Source organism: Anabaena sp. 4-3, assembly GCF_001597745.1.
Lineage (GTDB): Bacteria > Cyanobacteriota > Cyanobacteriia > Cyanobacteriales > Nostocaceae > Trichormus.
Map to the genome: position 1 here is coordinate 177,523 of NZ_LUHJ01000067.1, position 22,071 is coordinate 199,593.

The 22,071-nt window shown below is 40.3% G+C and carries 17 protein-coding genes; 5 read left to right on the plus strand and 12 right to left on the minus strand.

The annotated features are described in order from the left end of the window. Positions 1 to 75 precede the first annotated feature (75 nt). Positions 76 to 1,713, plus strand: coding sequence for a CTP synthase (locus A3775_RS18975; RefSeq protein WP_066375851.1), 1,638 nt, complete (start codon positions 76 to 78; stop codon positions 1,711 to 1,713). Between the two features lie 167 nt (positions 1,714 to 1,880). Next, positions 1,881 to 2,303 (plus strand): hypothetical protein, encoded by a 423-nt coding sequence (locus tag A3775_RS18980; protein ID WP_066375853.1) that lies wholly within the window; start codon positions 1,881 to 1,883, stop codon positions 2,301 to 2,303. A 149-nt stretch (positions 2,304 to 2,452) separates the two neighbouring features. On the opposite strand, the gene A3775_RS18985 is transcribed toward A3775_RS18980, so the two are convergent. Next, positions 2,453 to 4,048: a tetratricopeptide repeat protein gene (locus A3775_RS18985; RefSeq protein ID WP_066375855.1), complete on the minus strand. Its 1,596-nt coding sequence runs from the start codon at positions 4,046 to 4,048 to the stop codon at positions 2,453 to 2,455. A gap of 223 nt (positions 4,049 to 4,271) precedes the next feature. Between A3775_RS18985 and uvrB the strand changes: the two genes are divergently transcribed. Further along, positions 4,272 to 6,269 (plus strand): excinuclease ABC subunit UvrB, encoded by a 1,998-nt coding sequence (uvrB, locus tag A3775_RS18990; protein WP_066375858.1) that lies wholly within the window; start codon positions 4,272 to 4,274, stop codon positions 6,267 to 6,269. Between the two features lie 283 nt (positions 6,270 to 6,552). Here uvrB and A3775_RS18995 read toward each other — a convergent pair whose 3' ends face one another. After that, positions 6,553 to 6,900: a DUF4351 domain-containing protein gene (locus A3775_RS18995; protein WP_082803789.1), complete on the minus strand. Its 348-nt coding sequence runs from the start codon at positions 6,898 to 6,900 to the stop codon at positions 6,553 to 6,555. A gap of 159 nt (positions 6,901 to 7,059) precedes the next feature. Between A3775_RS18995 and A3775_RS19000 the strand changes: the two genes are divergently transcribed. Next, positions 7,060 to 7,890, plus strand: a complete 831-nt coding sequence (locus A3775_RS19000; RefSeq protein WP_066375859.1) for a hypothetical protein — start codon at positions 7,060 to 7,062, stop codon at positions 7,888 to 7,890. A gap of 181 nt (positions 7,891 to 8,071) precedes the next feature. Here the strand turns inward: A3775_RS19000 and A3775_RS19005 are convergent, their stop codons facing one another. The 4 genes from A3775_RS19005 to groES form a co-directional block, all read right to left on the minus strand. Further along, positions 8,072 to 8,476: a PIN domain-containing protein gene (locus A3775_RS19005; RefSeq protein WP_066375860.1), complete on the minus strand. Its 405-nt coding sequence runs from the start codon at positions 8,474 to 8,476 to the stop codon at positions 8,072 to 8,074. Next, positions 8,477 to 8,764: a hypothetical protein gene (locus A3775_RS19010; RefSeq protein ID WP_066375862.1), complete on the minus strand. Its 288-nt coding sequence runs from the start codon at positions 8,762 to 8,764 to the stop codon at positions 8,477 to 8,479. It abuts the gene before it with no gap. A 143-nt stretch (positions 8,765 to 8,907) separates the two neighbouring features. Then, a complete protein-coding gene (gene groL, locus A3775_RS19015) occupies positions 8,908 to 10,545 on the minus strand; it encodes a chaperonin GroEL (RefSeq protein WP_066426268.1) in 1,638 nt (545 codons plus the stop codon). Between the two features lie 79 nt (positions 10,546 to 10,624). Continuing rightward, positions 10,625 to 10,936 (minus strand): co-chaperone GroES, encoded by a 312-nt coding sequence (gene groES / locus A3775_RS19020; RefSeq protein ID WP_066375868.1) that lies wholly within the window; start codon positions 10,934 to 10,936, stop codon positions 10,625 to 10,627. A 1,159-nt stretch (positions 10,937 to 12,095) separates the two neighbouring features. On the opposite strand from groES, the gene A3775_RS19030 reads away from it, so the two are divergent. Beyond that, on the plus strand, positions 12,096 to 12,773 hold the full coding sequence (locus A3775_RS19030) for a response regulator transcription factor (RefSeq protein ID WP_010997804.1): 678 nt from the start codon (positions 12,096 to 12,098) through the stop codon (positions 12,771 to 12,773). A gap of 62 nt (positions 12,774 to 12,835) precedes the next feature. Here A3775_RS19030 and A3775_RS19035 read toward each other — a convergent pair whose 3' ends face one another. The 6 genes from A3775_RS19035 to A3775_RS19060 form a co-directional block, all read right to left on the minus strand. Further along, positions 12,836 to 14,317, minus strand: coding sequence for a cytochrome P450 (locus tag A3775_RS19035; protein ID WP_066374885.1), 1,482 nt, complete (start codon positions 14,315 to 14,317; stop codon positions 12,836 to 12,838). A gap of 315 nt (positions 14,318 to 14,632) precedes the next feature. Then, positions 14,633 to 15,991 (minus strand): ATP-binding protein, encoded by a 1,359-nt coding sequence (locus tag A3775_RS19040; RefSeq protein ID WP_304439306.1) that lies wholly within the window; start codon positions 15,989 to 15,991, stop codon positions 14,633 to 14,635. A 242-nt stretch (positions 15,992 to 16,233) separates the two neighbouring features. After that, the gene (locus A3775_RS19045; protein ID WP_066374890.1) at positions 16,234 to 17,211 is read right to left on the minus strand and encodes a chemotaxis response regulator protein-glutamate methylesterase; all 978 of its coding nucleotides are present in this window, start codon (positions 17,209 to 17,211) and stop codon (positions 16,234 to 16,236) included. A gap of 108 nt (positions 17,212 to 17,319) precedes the next feature. Beyond that, a complete protein-coding gene (locus tag A3775_RS19050; protein WP_066426274.1) occupies positions 17,320 to 19,614 on the minus strand; it encodes a hybrid sensor histidine kinase/response regulator in 2,295 nt (764 codons plus the stop codon). Then, on the minus strand, positions 19,611 to 20,306 hold the full coding sequence (locus A3775_RS19055) for a chemotaxis protein CheW (protein ID WP_066426301.1): 696 nt from the start codon (positions 20,304 to 20,306) through the stop codon (positions 19,611 to 19,613). The genes A3775_RS19050 and A3775_RS19055 overlap by 4 nt, the downstream gene beginning before the upstream one ends. A 25-nt stretch (positions 20,307 to 20,331) precedes the next feature. After that, positions 20,332 to 21,993: a methyl-accepting chemotaxis protein gene (locus A3775_RS19060; RefSeq protein WP_066426275.1), complete on the minus strand. Its 1,662-nt coding sequence runs from the start codon at positions 21,991 to 21,993 to the stop codon at positions 20,332 to 20,334. Positions 21,994 to 22,071 lie beyond the last annotated feature (78 nt).

Consider the following 22,071-nt stretch of genomic DNA (forward strand, 5'->3'; position numbering starts at 1 on the left):
TATGTGACTGTGGGACAATGACGAGATATTCCTTTGGGTAGAGATTTTTCGCAGTTGATAGCAATTCAAACTACTATGACTAAATTTATCTTTGTAACTGGAGGTGTGGTTTCCAGTATAGGCAAAGGCATTGTAGCAGCAAGTCTAGGCCGTTTACTAAAATCACGAGATTATTCGGTGTCGATTTTAAAGCTCGACCCTTATATTAATGTTGATCCAGGAACAATGAGTCCTTTTCAACATGGGGAAGTGTTTGTTACCCAAGATGGTGCAGAAACAGATTTGGATTTGGGACACTACGAACGCTTTACCGATACTTTGATGTCTCGGCTCAACAGTGTCACCACTGGCTCAATTTATCAAGCCGTGATTAACCAAGAACGCCGGGGTGACTACAATGGTGGGACTGTACAGGTAATTCCCCATATTACTAATGAAATCAAAAAACGGATTTTGTTAGTAGCTAAGGAAACAAACCCATCTGTGGTAATTACAGAAATTGGTGGGACGGTAGGCGATATTGAATCCCTGCCATTTTTGGAAGCTATTCGCCAGTTACGCAAAGAGGTAGGACGGCAAAATGTCCTGTATATGCACGTTACCTTACTACCTTATATTGCTTCGGCAGGGGAAATGAAAACTAAGCCGACGCAACACTCGGTGAAGGAATTGAGATCAATTGGCATTCAACCAGATATTTTAGTCTGCCGGAGCGATCGCCCCATCCCTGTGGGTTTAAAACAAAAACTCTCGGAATTCTGCGATGTTCCCGTGGAATGTGTGATTACTGCTCAAGATGCTAGCAGTATCTATGAAGTTCCACTGATTCTAGAACGGGAAGGACTGGCACAACAAACTTTAGATTTGTTGCAGATGGAACAACGCCAGCCTAATCTGGAAAAATGGCAAACAATGGTAGACAGATTGTACAGTCCTCAACATCCTGTAGAAATTGCCATTGTTGGTAAATATGTCCGGTTAAGTGATGCCTATTTATCCGTGGTTGAGGCTCTACGTCATGCTGCATTTGCCACTCATGGGGATTTACGTCTCCGGTGGGTGAACTCGGAAGACTTGGAAACCCAACCCGCAGAAAAATATCTCGCTGGTGTTGATGGTGTGCTTGTACCTGGCGGTTTTGGGACTCGTGGGGTAGATGGTAAAATTGCCGCGATTAAATACGCCCGCGATCGCCAAATTCCCTTTTTAGGTTTATGCTTGGGTATGCAATGTGCTGTAATTGAATGGGCGAGAAATGTCGGTGGTTTAACCGGTGCTAACAGCGCAGAATTTGACCCATCCACCAAATACCCAGTTATTAACTTACTGCCAGATCAACATGATGTGATCGATTTAGGTGGGACAATGCGCTTAGGTGTGTATCCTTGTAATATTCTCCCCAATAGCTTGGCATCTCAGCTTTATCAAGCAGAAGTAGTTGATGAACGTCATCGTCATCGCTATGAGTTTAATAACACATATCGTCAGTTGTTATTAGATTCTGGCTATGTAATCAGTGGAACTTCTCCTGACGGACGGTTAGTGGAGATTGTAGAATTACCTCAACATCCATTTTTTATCGCCTGTCAATTCCATCCTGAGTTTCAATCTCGTCCTAGCAACCCCCATCCTTTATTTAAAGGCTTTATGCAAGCGGCGATCGCTCAGAATCATCCTACAGCTAATGTCCAGACACCCGTAGAGGTATCTTAAACCATTTACCATCCCCTACAGGTATCCCAGGCAACAGCATCTACCAAATTCAAAATTAATTTTGGGAATTTTCGATCCACAAACAACAACACTAACTTATGAAATCAGTAGATTTCGGAATATTCAGGGTAAGCATTAATCATGAACTTGGGACTTGAGGAGAGGTTGTGGCGTATTGGGTAAAGATTCTGTATGAGAGGAATGAATATGTGATTAATTTTGACCGTGTGAATGCTTTTTGTTATGAAAAAAACGGGCGAGTTACCTTCTGGTTGCCTGATAGTGCCATTCCCATTGTCATTAACCCCCAAAATAATGTAGGAGATTATCAAAAGATTCTAGATTATCTAGAAAAAGTGACTGAATTTACCGCCGAAAATGCCTACTGGGTCAAAATTATCTATGATCGAAATGAATATGTAATTAATCTTAATTGTATTAGTTCCTTTTGTCATGAACCCAATGGTAGAATAACTTTTTGGTTGCCTGATGGTACAATCCCCATTGTGATTAACCCCCTCAGCAATCCAGATTCTTATGAAAAAGTGTTAAAGTACGTGCAGACAACTACCGGATATACTTTTTCTTAGTTATTAAATAGCACAGCGTAAATAATTAAAGGTTTGTAGTAAGGACTTTAGTCCTACAATAAGGACTGAAGTCCTTACTACGAACTAAATTGCCATAAGTTTACTTAGTAGAGACGTGATGATTGCGTCTCTACAAACATAATCAGCAACTAAAAATTTAAAATATCTATAGATTCTACGATTTCTAACTCAAAAATTCTATCTTTTGCGTCTTGCAAAGCTTCTAGTTTACCCGCTTGGCGATAGATATCTGCTGCTTTTTGAAAGTCAGCGATCGCACCTGGAGTATTTTTCAGATTCGCGTAAATATTACCTCTATTATAATAGGCATCGGCATAATTAACATTAATTTTTATTGCTTGGGTGTAATCCTCAATTGCTCCCTGCTCATCGCCTAAATCATAACGAGCATTTCCCCGGTTATAATAAGCATCAGCTAAATGAGGATTAATCTGGATTGCTTGCGTATAATCCTCAATTGCTCCTGCATAATCACCAATATCTGCACGCGCATTCCCACGGTTTTTAAAAGCATTCGCATCATGGGGATTAAGCGGAATTACTGGCGTAAACCCTGGCTGATTTCCTAAAATATCACGAGCAATACCACGATTTTTATATGTATCTAGATATTGCGGATTAATTTTGCTTGCTTGGGTGTAGTCTTCAATTGCTCCTTGATGATCACCTAAATAATAACGTGCTTCCGCACGATGTTTATAAACAATAGCAGCATGAGGATTAAGTCTAATAGCTTGGGAATAATCATCAATTGCGGCTGCATAAGCTCCTAATTGAGCTAAAGCCAAACCTCGTTTATGGTAAGCTTTCGCATCATAAATATTAGTTTTAATTACCTGAGAATAATCATTAATTGCCGCTTCATAATTTCCTATTTGATAATAAGCTAAACCTCGTTTATAATATAGTTCAGTATCACTTTGATTAAGTTTTACAGCTTGGTTGTAATGATTAATTGCTGCAACATATTCACCTTGAGCAAAACATTCATCACCCAGCTTAGAATAATCTAGATTTTGAGAAATCGCCAGATTATTGTTAAGTTGACTAGATAACTGATTTTGAGATAACTGAGGTGGTAATACTGGCTGAATTATCTGTTGAGAAGGGTAATCAACTATAGAAGATTGTAACTGTTCTAAATAGCATCGTAAACCACCACCATAAAGTAATTGTTCGATACCAAAAGAGATTTTGCCAGTTTTTAATTTAATCATGCGAGTCGGCAGAAAACCCGCAAACAATAAATGATATGCTGATTGTGCTTCGTTAACTTCTTCTTGAATAAAAATACAAGCGACAACAGCATTTTTAGCCACAGCTTCCGCACTAATAGACCATTTGACGCGATCAATTTTACCGTGACGGGATTTAACCTCAATCCCAATAGAAGGGTCAGCAATTAAAGTAAAATCTATTTGACCATCACCACCAAAACGCTGTTCATAATCGACTTCTGTAATTAAATCTGCTAAACGTTCCTTAATAACCTCCTCACCCAACTTACCTTTGAGATAGCTAAGAAAAACGTCACGCACTGGCGAAACCCGCTTATATTTTTCAGCCATGCGCCAGCAAAAATCCCGGAGAGTGTTTAACCTTTCGCCGGAGATGACAGTTAACTCACTATATTGACCTTCTGTTTCGCAATGCAGAAGACGACCAGATGATATCCTGTGAATAAAATCAGACTGTAGCGATCGCAGTAGCGTAATCCAGTCCATCTACAATTGTGCTGGTTTTTGGATGAGAATATTTTATTAAGATTTGGGTTGAGAGTAAAGCGATTGGGAAATAGGGGTGTAAGGGTGTAGGGGTGTAGGGGGGGATGAGGGGGATGAGGGAGATGAGGAAGCTAATGACTAATGACTAATGACTAATGACCAATGACTAATGACTAATGACTAATGTCTTACCATAATATAGGGTCTTTCTTAGTACAAATGTATGTCAGAATTTGGTCTACAAGCTCCCTTTAGTCCCACAGGTGATCAACCGCAAGCGATCGCGCAGTTAGCTGCTAGTATTAAAGCAAATAACCGTTATCAAACCTTACTAGGTGCAACGGGAACAGGTAAGACATTTTCCATCGCCGCAGTTATTGAGAAAGTGGGGAAACCGACTTTAGTTTTGGCGCATAACAAAACCCTCGCCGCACAGCTTTGTAATGAGTTGCGGGAGTTCTTCCCAAAAAACGCCGTTGAGTATTTCGTCAGCTACTACGACTACTATCAACCGGAAGCGTATATTCCCGTTACCGACACCTACATTGAGAAGACAGCAGCAATTAACGATGAAATTGATATGTTGCGCCACTCAGCCACGCGATCGCTCTTTGAACGGCGTGATGTGATTGTGGTAGCATCAATTAGCTGTATCTACGGCTTAGGAATTCCCGCAGAATACCTAAAAGCCGCAATTCCCTTACAAATTGGCATGGAAGTTAACCAGCGTCAAATTTTGCGAGCTTTGACTTCAGTCCAGTACAACCGCAACGACATGGAAATGGGAAGGGGACGTTTCCGTGTCCGGGGTGATGTCTTAGAAATCGGCCCCGCCTACGAAGATAGAATAATTCGAGTAGAATTCTTTGGCGATGAAATTGACGCAATTCGCTACATTGACCCAGTAACCGGTGAAATTCTCAAAAGTTTAGACTCTGTGAATATTTACCCAGCGCGTCACTTTGTCACCCCAGAGGAACGGTTAGAAATTGCTTGCGAAGATATCGCCGCCGAATTAAAGCAGCGCAAAGCGGAATTAGAAGCGACTGGGAAATTAGTAGAAGCGCAACGTATCGACCAACGTACCCGCTATGACCTAGAAATGTTGCGCGAGGTAGGTTATTGTAACGGCGTAGAAAATTATTCCCGTCACCTAGCAGGAAGACAAGCGGGAGAACCGCCAGAATGTTTAATTGATTATTTTCCCAAAGATTGGCTATTAGTAATAGATGAATCTCACGTTACCGTCCCGCAAATTCGCGGGATGTATAACGGCGACCAAGCCAGGAAAAAAGTCTTAATTGAACACGGGTTTAGACTTCCCAGTGCGGCGGATAATCGTCCTTTAAAAGCGGAAGAATTTTGGCAGAAAGTCAACCAATGTATTTTTGTTTCCGCCACCCCAGGAAATTGGGAATTAGAAATTTCAGAAGACAGAATAGTTGAGCAAGTCATTAGACCGACTGGGGTAATTGACCCTGAGATTTTTGTGCGTCCGACAGAAGGACAAATTGATGATTTGTTAGGAGAAATTAAAGATAGAGTAGAGCGTCAAGAAAGGGTATTGATTACCACTTTAACTAAACGCATGGCGGAGGATTTAACAGAATATTTGCAAGACCATAGTATTCGCGTGCGGTATTTACATTCAGAAATTAATTCCATTGAGCGCATAGAGATTTTACAAGATTTGCGCGATGGTAACTTTGATGTGTTAGTGGGTGTGAATTTATTAAGAGAAGGTTTAGACTTACCAGAAGTTTCTTTAGTCGCAATATTAGATGCAGATAAAGAAGGCTTTTTACGCGCCGAACGTTCCTTAATTCAAACCATAGGTAGAGCCGCGCGTCACGTCCGGGGACAGGCGATTTTGTATGCTGATAATTTAACAGACAGCATGATTAAAGCCATTGAAGAAACAGATAGACGGCGAGGTATTCAAATGGCGTATAACCGGATGCACGGAATAACACCGCAACCGATTGTGAAGAAATCGAGTAATGCGATTTTATCATTTTTAGATATTTCTAGAAGATTGAACGCAGCAGATTTAAAAACAGTCGAGGAGAATATTGGCGAATTACCTTTAGAACAGATTCCCGAATTGATTACGCAACTAGAAACCCAGATGAAAGAAGCTGCGAAAAAACTAGAATTTGAAGAGGCAGCAAAATTGCGCGATCGTATCAAACAATTACGCGATAAAATCCTAGGACGCTAAAGTTATATACTCAACTCAACTACCATACTTTTTAAAGTTCGTAGTAAGGACTTTAGTCCTGTTTTCAGTAAATATTAAGTAGGGTGTGTTACGTGACATCTTGCACCTATGACTTAATGACAATTTTGGTAGGGTGGGCATTGCTTGGTTGCTGCTAATACCCTTAATTTTATGTTGTTGGCAATGCCCACCTTACGCCTATTAAGAATGCTGCAAGATATAAATTACTACCATGTAAAGAGTTGAGCATTTTCGTTGTAAAAATTAGCCGTAACACACCCTACTAACTTTGCTGGTTTAACCAAACTTCTAAATCAGCAACATCCGAAAAATCCAACAACGCTTCTCCTACATCTTCTAACTGTTCAGCAGATAAATTCTGAACCCGTTCAAGTAATGCAGTATTAATATCACCAAAACGCCGTCTAAGCTGGCGGCTAATCAATTTCAATGCTTCCTTTTGAACGATGTCTTGATAAATTACAGACTCGTGCATAATATCCTCCCGTAGTAATTGGCGAATCAAATCCTTTTCAAACCGCAAACCCGCAAGAATTTCTGTACAACCAGCAATATTTTGTCTTTGTTCCCTATCAGAAATTGTAGCGACTTGTTCAGCTTTGCTCGCCATATATAGGTTTTGGTGGGCTTTGTCCACTCTACATTACTTTATCGAAATATTGATTATTGTACTTATTTTTATGAATAAAAGTTTAAAGAAAAACAGTGTTAATACGGATACAAAAGTAAAAATTATTTAGTTATGTTAAGTAAACACAGGAGAAATAACATGGATATTCTACAAATTCACACAATTCTGACAATCAAATTACCTGAACAAGCGGCACAAGGTTTCATAAATACCATAAACGAAACAACTCATCAAACTATTAACAGTTTCACAGACATAACTAATAAATCTATCAATGGTGTTACAGAATCAGTAGATCAAGCTAATCATGTTCTCAGCAAACTAACTGATGAAGCCAAACAATCTCTAACTGACAGTTTAGGTAAGACAGCTAATAACGTCAGCCAAATTACTAACACCACCGTAGGCGCACTTTCTGAAAAAGCAAAACAGGCAGGAGATTCTTTGTCAGCTACAGGACAGAATTTGGTAAATTCTGTAGAGGATAAGCTGCAAAAAGTAGAGCAGTTTGGTACTACTATTTCAACAGAAATCGAACGTAGTATTAATTCGTTAATTAATCATCAATTGGAAAATATCAGACATTGGATTGATGTTCATCCTGTGATATCTTGGATGATAAAATTCCTAACTTGGAGTATCAATCATCCTCTTATCGGTTTAATCGCTATTTTGTTAATACTATTTAGTATTTGGCAATTATTTAAAGCTTTCAGTCGTCTCTTAGAGAAAGGCTTACTAGCTACATTAACAGCCCCCTTTAAATTATTAACCAGATTATTTAAGTTTAGCTGGAAGCCCGGAACTTTTCTACTAGGTAATTATCAAGACGCAGAGACTGTTAACTCTGAAGATAAACAAGCCCGACTCAGCAAACTTTTAAGCCGACTAGAAGCTATTAAGATAGAACAGAATGATATTCTACAGGAAATTTCAACAATAGTCTCAGCTAATACCAATTCTATGTGAAGCTGCGCTAAATAAATTATATAGAGACGTTATATATAACGTCTCCATATCCAGGAATACAGCATATATTTATAAATGTTATAACCTGCATTTTCAGCAATTCTCTTCAGAAGTGCAGGTAACACACAAGCCACAATTAAACCACCAGTAAACTTAAATTATATTTAAATCAATAATTAACCTAAGAAATTAACCAATTTTCTAAATGTAAATCCTTAACTCTAGTTAAATCAGAATCGTGAGAAACTAAAATTAAATTATGAATGATAGCGGTAGCAGCTATCAAAATATCTGCATCCTGAATAATTTGACCTCTGTTTGTTAAATCAGCATGAATTTCTGAAGCTTTTTGAAAAATTCTAATATCATCTAAGAATAAAATGGGATAATCTTGGCAAAATTGTTGAAAGAAAGCTAGTTTTTTAGTGGCATTGCTCCTCAAGAGTCCTCTTTGAATTTCATAGTAAGTTATGCCACTAATCAAAATGTCCATATCTAAACTACTTACCTCTTGCAATTTCAAGTTTATTTGGACATTTTGTTTTAGTGCTGCTGAAACAATATTAGTATCTAATAAATAACCCATCTAACCCCGTTTTACAGATTCATCAAAAAGTCGCATTTGCTCTGGAGTCAAATCATTTAGCATTCCTGATACTAAATGTAAAGACAAAATTCTCTTAATCCGTTTAGTTAATTCTTCCTCAGAAATACTTTCCAAATCAGGAACAGCAGCAGGATCAAAAGTATGGTTAATTACTTCTATCATTTCCTGTTTATCTAAGTTTTCTTGATAAATCGGATTATTGTCAATTAAAGTTTTGACAATTTCGGTTAATTTTTGAGAATTAGATTGATAATTAATCAGCGTCATAGTTAAACTTCCTCAAAATAATATTGTTGTTAGGCAATCTAAATCCTATGTTAACAACTACAATTTCTCTGGAAATGTAGGAATTGACAAAAAAACAGCCGCCCCCTTGCGGAAGCGACTGTTTTTTAAACTAGGTCAAGACTTTAGTAATCGAAGTCTCCGCCACCCATACCACCACCAGCAGCAGGAGCAGCATCCTTGGGTTCAGGCTTGTCAACAACGATGCACTCGGTTGTCAACACCATACCAGCGATAGAAGCAGCGTTTTGCAGCGCAGAACGGGTTACTTTCGCGGGGTCAACAATACCAGCATCGAACATATCTACAAATTCGTTGCTAGAAGCGTTGAAGCCAACGTTGAATTCTTTCTCTTTCACACGTTCAGCAATTACAGCACCGTTCTGACCTGCGTTTTCAGCAATTCTCTTCAGAGGTGCGGGTAATGCACGAGCGACAATTAAAGCACCGGTCAATTCTTCACCAGACAGGTTGCTGTTAGCCCAAGTGTCCAATTCAGGAGCGAGGTGAGCTAAGGTTGTACCACCACCGGGAACGATACCTTCTTCTACAGCAGCTTTGGTAGCGTTGATAGCGTCTTCTAAGCGCAGTTTCTTGTCTTTCATTTCGGTTTCGGTAGCTGCACCAACTTTCACAACAGCTACACCACCAGACAATTTAGCTAAACGCTCTTGCAGTTTTTCCTTGTCGTAGGAAGATTCGGTTTCATCCATCTGACGACGGATTTGTTCGCAACGAGCTTTAACGCCGGCTTCGTTACCTTCAGCAACAATTGTGGTGTTGTCTTTGGTGATGGTGATGCGGCGCGCTCTACCCAAGCTATCAATCTTGGTGTTTTCTAGCTTCAGACCAGCATCTTCGGTGATGACTTGACCACCGGTGAGAACTGCGATATCTTCCAGCATAGCTTTGCGGCGATCGCCAAAACCAGGAGCTTTCACAGCAGCTACGTTCAGTACACCACGCAAGCGGTTAACAACCAAGGTTGCCAAAGCTTCTTTTTCAATATCTTCAGCTAAGATAACCAAGGGCTTACCTTGACGGGCAACTTGCTCTAGAACAGGTACTAAATCTTGTACTAAAGCGATTTTCTTATCGGTGAGCAGGATGTAAGGATCATCAAAAATTGCTTCCATGCGCTCTGCATCGGTAGCAAAGTAAGGGGAGATATAACCCTTATCAAAGCGCATACCTTCGGTAATTTCCAACTCGGTGGTCATGGATTTCCCTTCTTCTAGGGAAATTACACCTTCTTTACCCACTTTGTCCATAGCTTGGGCAATCATCTGACCGACTTCATCATCGTTACCAGCAGAAATTGCACCAACTTGAGCGATCGCCTTAGAATCTTCTACAGAGCGAGCGTGTTCTTTAATTCTTTCTACCAAGAAGTTGGTAGCTTTATCAATACCCCGCTTCAACAGAATTGCGTTAGCACCTGCGGCTACGTTACGCAAACCTTCTTTGACGATGGCATGAGCTAAAACGGTAGCGGTGGTTGTACCGTCACCTGCTGCATCGTTGGTTTTAGAAGCGGCTTGGCGAATCAAAGAAACGCCAGTGTTTTCAATATGATCTTCTAATTCGATTTCTTTAGCGATGGTAACACCGTCGTTAACGATTTGAGGCGCACCAAATTTCTTTTCTAATACTACGTTACGACCTTTGGGGCCAAGGGTAACAGCTACAGCCTCAGCTAGAATGTCAATACCACGCTCAAGGGCGCGACGTGCGTTTTCGTTGTAGATAATGCGCTTTGCCATAGTTGTCTCAATCTCAGGTAGTTAAGTCAGTTTTTTGTCGTTAAATTGGGTTATTTGTAACGGCTGTTGCCATCACTGATTAGCCAACGACTGCTAAAATATCTTTTTCGGACAGCAGTACGTATTCTTCAGTGCCGAGTTTGATGTCAGTGCCAGCGTACTTGGAGTACAGCACCTTATCGCCAACTTTAACTTCCAATTCTTGACGGCTACCGTCGTCGTTGCGTCTGCCAGGGCCAAGGGCGACTACTTCGCCTACTTGGGGTTTTTCCTTAGCGGTGTCGGGCAAATACAGACCACCTGCGGTCTTTTCTTCGGACGCGCTTACTTTTACAAAAACGCGATCGCCTAAAGGTTTAACTGTAGATACGCTTAAAGATACAGCTGCCATATTTCAATTTCTCCAGAGTTAGCACTCTCAACTCCTGAGTGCTAATTTACCGAAGATAAGCCAACAATGGCAACAATGCGGGGTGTACGGGTTTCCGAACTAGGAAGGGAAGGGGAGCAAATCAATTCAAAATTCAAAATTCAAAATTCAAAATTCAAAATTAAATAATTTTTCCCCAGAATTCTTGACTGCGTGACGCTGGCGCGAAGACTTTTGACTTTTGATTTGTCTATGCCCAATCGCCAATCCCCAGTCCCCAACCCCCAGTCCCCAACCCCCAATCCCCAATCCCCTGTCCCCAATTTTGAATTTTGAATTTTGAATTGATTTGTCCCCAATCCCCAATCCCCAATCGCCAATCCCCAGTCCCCAGTCCCCAGTCCCCAATTTTGAATTTTGAATTTTGAATTTTGAATTGATTTATCCCCAGTCCCCGTATATACACTTCCTGGCAACTGCGTAAGTACAAATGCTTAATTATTAGTATTTTTCGGGTTCTTTTCCAAAAGTTATGAATATTTTTATATGGTCAAATTGATTTGCAAAGTGGGGAAATTGTTATAGAACAGTAATTAGAGAGCCGCTCAATGAGTAACAATACAGTGATCTAGAGCAACAAATTAAAGTTTTTTGCTTGCGAGTTTGTGCTTCTAGATAGATAATAGATGTCTACCCGGATAGTGTCTGGTATCGCCAAGCAAACCCGGAGGTTATTGAGCGGATCGTCCAAGCACACTTGATAGGCATAATGGTGGTGAAAAAATATGCGTTTTTAGCCCAACATTTGCCCAGAACTTCCTGACTTGCTGAAAAACATCTGATAAAGGCTTAATATCCGTAGGGTATTGTAGAGTAGTCAGCCCATGAAACGGCGGGTTGTTTTACAGCTAGGGTCATCTGAAGCCAATACTTACTTGTGAACTAGAAAGATTATTATTTAATCAGTGTTTTTTTACCCGCCACTTTCAAAGGGATATATAATAGCGCATTATAAATACTACTGCTCTACGTATCCTTACTGGAATTATGCCAATGAGCTAACAGTCTGACAGAAGTGATCATCACTTTTGAGGCTTCTAGTTAAGCAAGGGTAAGTTAAGTGGGAAAAACGACAACATCTCAAGAATCCACCATATAAGGATCACTATTCAAGACCTTGATGGATCGAAGCGCGACAAGTGCCACAGCTATGAAAGAGCCCAGCATGAAAGATCACAAACGACTTCTACTGATTGATGACGACCCCAACCTCATCTTGCTGGTGAAGGACTATTTGGAGTTCCGAGGATATGAAGTCATCACCGCAGAAAATGGTCGAGAAGCTTTAGAAATTCTCGAACATGATGTACCAGATATGATTATCTGTGACGTGATGATGCCAGAAATGGACGGATATACCTTTGTAGAACAAGTCCGGCAAAATGAACGCACCAGTTGGATTCCTGTTCTGTTCCTGTCTGCGAAGGGACAAAGTGCAGACCGAGTTAAAGGTCTGAATAAGGGTGCTGATGTCTATATGGTCAAGCCCTTTGAACCAGAAGAACTCGTAGCACAGGTAGAATCTTCCCTGAAGCAAACTATCCGTTGGAAAGAACACCAAGCCAAAGGAGGAGAAAACGGTTCTCGTATCCAAGTTCCCTTCGATGTACAGTTAACCCCAACTGAACTGAAAGTAGTGCAGTTTGTAGCTAGGGGTTTAGCTAACCGTGAAATCGCTGAAGAATTAAATGTGAGTCAGCGCACTGTTGAAAGCCACGTTTCCAATATGTTGGGTAAAACCAATCTCCACAACCGCACTGAACTAGCGCGTTGGGCGATTGAAAACCAAATGGCTTAGTTAGCTATCAGCCATCAGCAGTCAGCTTGATAACAATTAACTGACAGCTGACAGCTGATAGCTTAATTATTGAACTCTACAATTTCACAAATATTTCCACGCACACCCCCCACGCCTTGGCTAAATTGGCGGTCTTGCTTGTGGATGAGCATTTGCATTCCATTTTTGGGAGCCATGACAATTAATGCGTCTCGGTCTAGCTGTTGCAGAGAAATATACTGTAGGCGGTACTGCATTAACAGCATGGCTAACACGATTTTAATTTCCATCAGTGCAAAGGGTGCGCCTATGCAGATGCGAGAACCAGCACTGAAGGGGTTGTACTCATACATGGTGGGTTCTTTATTTTCCCAACGCTTGGGGTTAAATTTCTCTGGGTTGGGGAAGATTTCGGGCAGATGATGAGTGTGGTAAATGCTGACGAAGACTTCTGTCCCTTGGGGTAATTCGTAGCCTCCTAAGCTAGTTGGTTGTGATGTTACCCGCGCATTCCAAGGTACAGGCGGTAAAATTCGCAAACTTTCTTTAATTACTCGCTCTAACAAAGGTAAATGCTGCAACTGTTCAATAGTTGGCGGTGCGCCTTGCAATACACTTTCTAGTTCATCCAGCAAATCGGCGGCTACTTGTGGGTGTTGGGATAGCAAAAACAGCGTCCAAGTTAAAGCATTTGCGCTAGTTTCATGACCAGCAGCAAAGATGACGCTGACATGGCCTAGTAACTCATCCTCAGTTAATCCTAGACCAGTTTCCGCATCCCTGGCTTGAATGAGCATTGAGAGTACATCCCCTGAGTCTGTACCGCTAGCTTGTTTACGCCGAATTAACAGCCGCATTTCGTCATCTAGTTGCGCCATTAAATTCAGCAGACGATGGAAAGGTAAGCCTGGGACATCAAAGGGTAAGATAGCGATCGCAGGTGAACCGAGTAAAATACCAATCTTTTGCAATAATCTCGCACTACTACCCCCCTCATCACCAATATCAGCACCAAATAAGGTTTTTGTCGCTGCACGCAAAGTCAGCAACCGCATGATTTCTGCAATATTTACAGGCTTACCCAATGGCAATTGCTCTAAAACTGATTGGGTAATGTTGACAATATCATCACGATACGACTCAATGCGCTGTTTGTGAAACGCTGGCATTAATAACTGGCGATGTTGGCGATGGGTTGTACCGTTGACTCCAAATAACCCCACGCCAAAATGTTTCAGTGTTTCTGTACGTGGAGAGTCATGACGCTTGCGGTACAAACCTCCGGTTAAAGGATATTTATAGTAAATATCATGCTGAGTTGTTACTTCTCGAACATTTTCCGCGCCATAAGTGAACACAGTACCCGGACAATAATCTTCTGATGAGTAAAGATTTGTTCCGCCTCCGGCTGCTAAAGACACCACTGAACCATATTTTTTAAATAGACGACTCGATAACCCAAGGGAATCTTTAACATATTCTACAAGCAGGGCAGTTCGTCCAAAAATTGGCAAAGGTTTCGGCCCAGGTACAGTTAATTTCGGTCTATCAGTGGTTATTGCCATCTTTATATCAAACACCAGGAATATAGAAATGTTAGTCTAATATTCCTTGGTAAAATAATAAAAATTTATTTGAAATTAATGGGTTAATATATTGATTATTTAATAGTTTTTGTTTTCTCAAATACAGATTTTTAAAAAATACGTGCCTCTGTGCTGTAATAACATTTCTCAAGCACAAAGACACCAAGAAATATATTGATAACTGTAGTCATATATGTGAGTAAATTTTGCCAGCTTGAATGCTGGCAATAGTAATAGTTTACCTCCTGCCTTCTGCCTGCTCCTATATAGGCTAAGAATAACCAACTTTTACTGTTAACTTAATTTCATCGGAATTTCTATCACAAATTCTGAGCCTTTACCTGGTTCAGAGGTTAAACTGATGTGTCCGTGATGTTCTTCAATGATTTGATAGCTAATTGATAAGCCTAAGCCTGTTCCTTTATTGACTGGTTTAGTTGTAAAAAAAGGGTCAAAGATTTTAGGTTGTATTTCTGGTTGAATACCAACCCCGTTATCATTGATGCTAATTTTCACTATTTGTGAAGTAGTGATTTCAGTTTTAATGATAATTTTTTTAGTTTTAGCATGATTATGTTGTTCTAGTACGGCATCAATGGCATTGTTCAAAATATTCATGAAGACCTGATTTAATTGTGCGGGATAACATTCAATTAATGGTAAATCACCATATTCTTTGATAATTTCAATGTCCTGCCTGATGCGGTGTTTTAACAGTAATAATGTACTTTCTAATCCTTCATGAATATTAACATTTTTTGTGCCAGCTTGGTCTAGCCGTGCAAAGTTACGCAATGATAGCACTATTTCACTAATACGTTCAGAGCCTATTTGCATGGATGCGAGAATTTTGGGTAAATCCTCAATGATAAATTCTAGATTATTCTCAGTGGTGTTTTCCTCTATTACAGAATTAGCCTGTGGGTATTCTTGCTGATAAATTTGGATGATATCTACTAAGGTTTTAATATAACTATTAAGATATGTTAAATTACCTTGGATAAAACTAATAGGATTATTGATTTCGTGAGCTAGTCCGGCAACCATCCGACCCAAACTAGACATTTTTTCTGTCTGCACAAGTTGAACTTGGGTTGTTTGTAATTGCTGTACAGTATGTTCTAATTGCTGTGCTTGTAATTGAGCATTAATAGTTGCTGTGGTGAGTGCTTTGAGATTATTGTATGCTTTGGAATGATAACGAATGCGAGCGATTAATTCAACTGCATCAGGTAACTTAATTAGATAGTCATTTGCGCCTTCTGCAAAGGCTTGTGCTTTCAGTTTTGGCTCTTCTTTGCTGGATAGCATGACTATAGGAATATCACGGGTGGCTGGATGGGAACGAAACCAACGTAACAGCATTAATCCATCCAGTTCTGGCATCACCATATCAAGTAAAATTACTGTTGGGGAAAGAGCGATCGCCTGTTGTAATGCCTGTGTAGAATCACTTATATAGTGAAATGCAATATCTGAATCACTAGAGAGAATCCGACAAACTGCTTCACCAATAATTAGCTGATCATCAATTAATATGACTGTAGCTTTATCTCTGTTGATCTTTCCCCCAGATACACCAGATTCAGCAGTATTTACCTGGAGATAATTCGGTGTTGCTTTTTTGGTATGTGGAGAGAGTTCTAATTCCATTGTCATATATGCTCAATTTATTAATAATTTTCAACTTAGTAGTTGGATTAATATTAACCTAATTTTAAACAAATCTAGGTTTTGTGTTGTTTTGTAAATTATCAGTAATTTGAGCAAATTTAACAAATATTTTTCATGTTAAATCAAGAAAATATTGGGGTATTTTCTAGTAGGAATAAACAATAAATTTATCCAGAGTAGTAGATTTACGGAAAATTTACTTGATAGGCTAAAAATGAGAATTACCGAGCAGATAAAGACCTGATACAAGCTGGTGCGATCGCCTCCACTGGTAAAATTTCCACAGCCGCATTTAATTCCACCGCCGCTTTAGGCATACCGTAAACAACACAACTGCTACGGTTTTGGGCGATAGTATGCCAACCAGCATCTCGCATCATTTTTAAACCTTGCGCGCCATCCCTACCCATACCTGTGAGTAATACTCCTATACCTTTGCCAGTCCAGTTTTTAGCTGCACTTTTAAAAAAGACATCAATCGACGGATGATAATAACAATCTACAGATTCTTGCTCATACTCAAGGGTAAGGTTGGGACGCATCACAAGATGATCATTAGTACCAGCCAGCAAAATCTTGCCGGGTTGGGGAGAAACACCAGGATTAGCTATTTGTACAGACAGAGGAGTTTGTGCGTTTAACCAAGCTGCAAAACTAGCAATAAACTGAGCATCTAAATGTTGGATAATGACGATAGCCCCAGGAAAATCTGGAGGTAGTTGAGAGAGAATTGTGACTAATGCTTGAGGGCCACCTGTAGAAGCACCAATAGCAATCAATGATGGTAAATTATTCTGTTTGTTTGCTATTTTCTGACGGGGAGATTTATCAATAAGTTTGGCAATAATAGAGATTTTTTTCAGCAGTCCTGTACTACCCTCAGTTGGTGTATTGATGGCATCTAAAGCACCGTAAGACATAGCTTCAAAAACTTGCCCAGCATAACGGTTGACGCTGGCTGTCACCATGATAATGGCACAAGGGGATTGTTTCATGATGCGCTTGGTGGCTTCGACTCCATCCATATTTGGCATCACCACATCCATCAAAATTAAATCAGGTGTATCGGCTGCACATTTGGTGACAGCTTCCACGCCATCATAAGCAACCCAGGCCACATCATAGTCTGGTATTTTGGCAAGGGTACGGCGTAGTATTTCTACAGCCATCACCATATCGTTAACAATGGCAATTCTCATTAGTTGGGGACTGGAAGGGACTAGGGATTGGAAGGGACTGGGGGAGCGGAGGAGAAAAGCCAATGACTAATGACTAATGACTAATGACTAATGACTAATGACTAATGACTAAGACTCACCAATTAGGTCAATGACTGCTGTTAACAAAGTATCATCATGAAAACTGCTTTTAGTTAAATAATAGTTTGCACCAGCTTCTAAGCCATGAATTCTGTCTTCTTCGCGGTCTTTGTATGAAACGATAATTACAGGTATGTGCTTTAACTTGTCATGGGTTTTGATTTGGCTGGTGAGTTCAAAACCATTCATTCTTGGCATATCAATGTCTGTGATTACCAAATTGTAGTCACTGCTGCGGATGGCGTTCCAACCATCCATGCCATTGACGGCTACTTCGACTTTATAACCTTTGTTTTCTAACAATTTACGCTCCATTTCGCGGACGGTAATGGAATCATCTACCACTAAGACACGTTTGTAAGTTTTGGTGACTGCTTGTTGGGTGGCGTGATTTACTTGGCTGAGTTGTCCACTAGCCAGTACCTTAGAAATGGAACGGACTAAATCTTCAATGTCGATGATTAGCACTGGTGAACCATCATCTAGTAAAGCGGCTGCGCTGATATTGGGAACTTTACCGAGACGGGAATCCAGGGGACGGACAACTAAATTGCACTCGCCGATAAATCGGTCAACTACTACACCATAACGACTGAGGCGATCGCTTATAATCACTACTGGTAGAAATTCGGGATTTACTACCGACGCTGGCAATTCTAAAACTTGATGGGCTGAGATTAAGGCTACTGCTTGGTCATTCACCATGATAAACGGCTGATTCTCCGACACCACAATTGCTGTTCTGGGAATCATCACCACCTGATCAATACGTGCTAAACCAAAGGCGTAAGCTTCGTGAGCAATTTCCACTACTAAAGTCCGCAATACCGACAGTGTAAGGGGTAGCTGTAAGTACAGCGTCATCCCTAACCCTGGTTGAGAAACTGCCCGTAAAGTACCCCCAACTTCCCGGACTGTGCTGTGTGCCACATCCAATCCCACGCCCCGACCGGAAATTTCTGTGACAGTTTTAGCTGTGGAAAACCCAGGTAAAAATAGAAACTCCATTAACTCGGCTTCCGTGAGTTTTGCTGCCATTTCTGGAGTAGTCAGGTTTTTGGTGACAATTTCCAGGCGCAAAAATTCTAAATCTATGCCTCGCCCATCATCAGAGACGGTAATCAACAACATTCCGGCACGATGGACAACTTCTAGTCTAATTGTTCCTGTTTCTGGTTTACCTAATGCTAAACGTTCTGCGGGTGTTTCAATACCGTGATCGATGGCGTTACGCAAAATATGAGTTAAAGGAGCTTCTAGACGTTCTAATATGTCTCTGTCTACCAGGGTGGATTTACCAAAAATTTCTAGTTTGATGCGTTTACCCAGTTGCCTAGCCATGTCGCGCACCATGCGCGGAAAACCTTGCCCTGCTTCGCCAAAAGGACTCATGTGTGTGGCGATAACTTGGCGATATAGGCGATCTGCGAGGTTAGACGAACGCTGACAAAATAATTCTAATTCATTATGGCGATCGCCTAATAGCTGGCGGCATTCGCTAGCTGTTTGACTTACCGCACTCATTTGTTCTTGTATCTGCCGTTCTATCAGATTCAGAGAATTATTACCTAACAGTTCTTGTAACTTTTCTAATAGGCTGAATAACTCTGTCTGTCTAGATTTTAGTTTCAGTAGGGAGTCAGCAAAGGTTTCTAACCATTTAGCTTCAACTAATGACTCTCCAGCTAATCCCATTAAACAGTTAAGATTGTCTGCACCTACCCGCACAACTCGGTTTTGTAGGGTTTCAGGCTTGTCAACTGCCGAAAATACCTGAGATGGAGGCACAACCCAAGCAGATGCTGTAGAGTTTGATTCGAGAATTGCTGTCTGTGGTTGTGCAAGTTCTACAGGTGCAGTTTGACTCACAGGCGGAGAATTGAGAATATTAGCGATCGCACTCACTAAAGTCTGAATATTCGCTTCCTCTGGTAATTGAGGCTGAGAGTTACCCTCACAAGCTATACCTATATTTAGCAACATATCCACAGCCGCCAGCAGCACATCAATGTCAGCCGCAGTTAGGCGAATTTCTCCCGCTTGCGCTGCTACAAAACAGTCTTCCATTGCATGCGCCAGGGTGACAACTGAATTGAGTTGTACAATTCTGGCAGCTCCTTTAATAGAATGGGCTGCACGCATTAAAGCTGCCAAGTCTTCCTGAGTTTGGGGTTGCGTTTCCAGTGCCAATAGGCGATCGTTTAACACAGCAACCTGGGTTTTCACTTCCATGCTGAATAAATCCAGCAAGGAAAATTGACTATAATCTGTTTCTTTTGTCATCTGCACACCTTTGTGTCTAAGGTGGTGAATAATAATTCTTCATCCAAATAGCCCAAACTATTCCCTTGCCAATAAAAAAATCCTTTGGTAAAGTTGTGAGTCGTCGCCATCATGTTATTTGGCGTATCTCTTAAGTCTTGTTGATCAAATCTCTGTACACCATAGAGTTCGTCTACCGGAAATACCCAAACACTACCCGCTTTTTCTACTACTACCATACGGGGATACACTACAGGACTTAAAGCGGTGACTGGAGTATCCGCCGTTTCTAAATTCAGCAAGTGGGTTAAGGAAATACACAATTGTAGTTCGCCACGAATGTTTACCAATCCTCGTAATATTTGATTACTCCGATGGGGTAAGGTATGAATCAATGTTGGAGATATGGTTTCTTGAAAAACCTGTGTAGTAAGTGCCAGCCATTCTCTTTGTAAACGAAAGATGACGACTGTGAGGGTTTTGGTGATGGTTAAGGTGTGAGACTCTGCCCGTTCCTGAGAGAATAAATTAGTCCACTCATGGCGGTAATTTTCGGGGATAATGCGCTCTAGTAACTGACGACCAATATTTGAGTAAACTGGACAGTTACGACAATGGATAAAATTAGGTAACTGTGGACAAGTGCGATCGCCAGCAATGCCGATAGTGTTATAGCAGGATGGTTGATTTGTAGACTCATTAATCATATTCATAGCAGCTATTGCATGGTTAATCTGTTTATACAAAAGCCTTATTAGCCGAAAAATCTTCTGTTTTCACCTTAAAGTGAGAAATTTCTTGACGTAAATTGTGAGCAACTTGATTAAGTTGAGAAATAGCATTATTAATTTCTCTCAAGGAAGCAGCCGTCTGAGTAGATGTGTTGCTTAACTGTGTCATTGCCTCACTAATTTGTTGCGCTCCTTGAGATTGAGTTTCCATTCCTTGACTGACAACTTCAAATCTTGGTGTCAAATCCTGCACTTGCTCAATAATTTGTCCTACCTGAGTGCTGATATTCGCAACATCTTCCACACTGCGTCCTACTTCTGTGGCAAACTTATCCATTTCCATCACACCTGTAGACACAGAAGATTGCATTTGTTTCACCATCTGCTCAATATCCAGCGTCGCGACTGCGGTTTGATCTGCTAAACGGCGAATTTCTCTAGCAACTACAGCAAAACCTAAACCATATTCGCCAGCTTTCTCCGCTTCAATCGCTGCATTTAAAGACAACAAATTTGTTTGGTCTGCCACTTTAGTAATCGTGACAACTATATTATTAATATTGTTAGCTTTCTCACTAATCACTCCCAGCCTAGCCGCAATCGAATTAGTCGCTTCTGCTAGTTGGCGCATCGTCGTTTCCATGCGTAACAAATCTTTTTGACTGTCACTAGCTGCCATTGTGGTACTTTGCGACATAGCCGCCACTTCTTCCATTGTTTTGGCGAGTTCTCTAGAAGTTGCAGAAATTTCTTTCGCCGCCGCCGCTACTTGATTTGTTGATGCTACCTGTTCTGTTAAAGTTGCTTCTAATTGTTTACCTGATGCGGCTATTTGTGTAGCTGAAGAAGTTGCTTGAATACCAGACTGTTGTACTTTGCGGATAAGATTATTTAGATTTTGTGCCATGTCTTTTAAAGTAGTCATCAGCTTACCAATGACATCTGTTGACGTTGCTGCCACCTCAACTGTCAAATCCCCAGCCGAAACTTTTTCAGCTAAAGTAAAAGCATTTTGTAAAGACTGGCTCAAAGCTCTACCAGGAATTAGAATAATCGCCAGGCAAACCACTATTACAGTGATGATAATACATATCAAACTTCCCCAAATAACTAACTCAGAAATCATTTGAATTTGATTAACCTGCTTTTGCTGTTCACTTAGATTTTCATTTTCAATTTGCATGGTTATATCAATTTCTTTTCTGATATCATCCATAATGTTTCTGCCTTTATTTTCTATAAAATAAGTCATTAACTCTTGTTCTTTACCATTTTTTTTAAGTTGAATAGTTTCTTCCGAAATTTTAATTTTTTCTTGTGCTAGTTCTTCAATTTTATTGAAATGAGTCATTTTTAAGGAATCATCTTTCAGTTCTCGCTCTATTTCGTTGAGCAGACTATTCAATTGTTCTTTAGCCTTAGTAAAAGGCTCTAAATATTCTTCATTTTTGGTAATAATAAATCCCCGTTGTCCCGTTTCAGAATCAACTAAAATTTTTTCTAGTTCTTTTAATTTTGCCTTTAAAGCATAAGTTTCAGTAACTAAATTCGCATTAGTTACCAATTCTTGATTTGTTTTTTTTGTCATGTAAGTTGTAATACTAGCTAATATAAGGATTAGCCCACATCCAGCTACTACAAATTGGTTAAGCTTAAAACCTTGTTGCATATAACTCTGTCCTCAAATGTTACAAAACGAGTTCATTAAGAAACTTCCAGATAAATAAATATCTAAAATGTAGGGTGC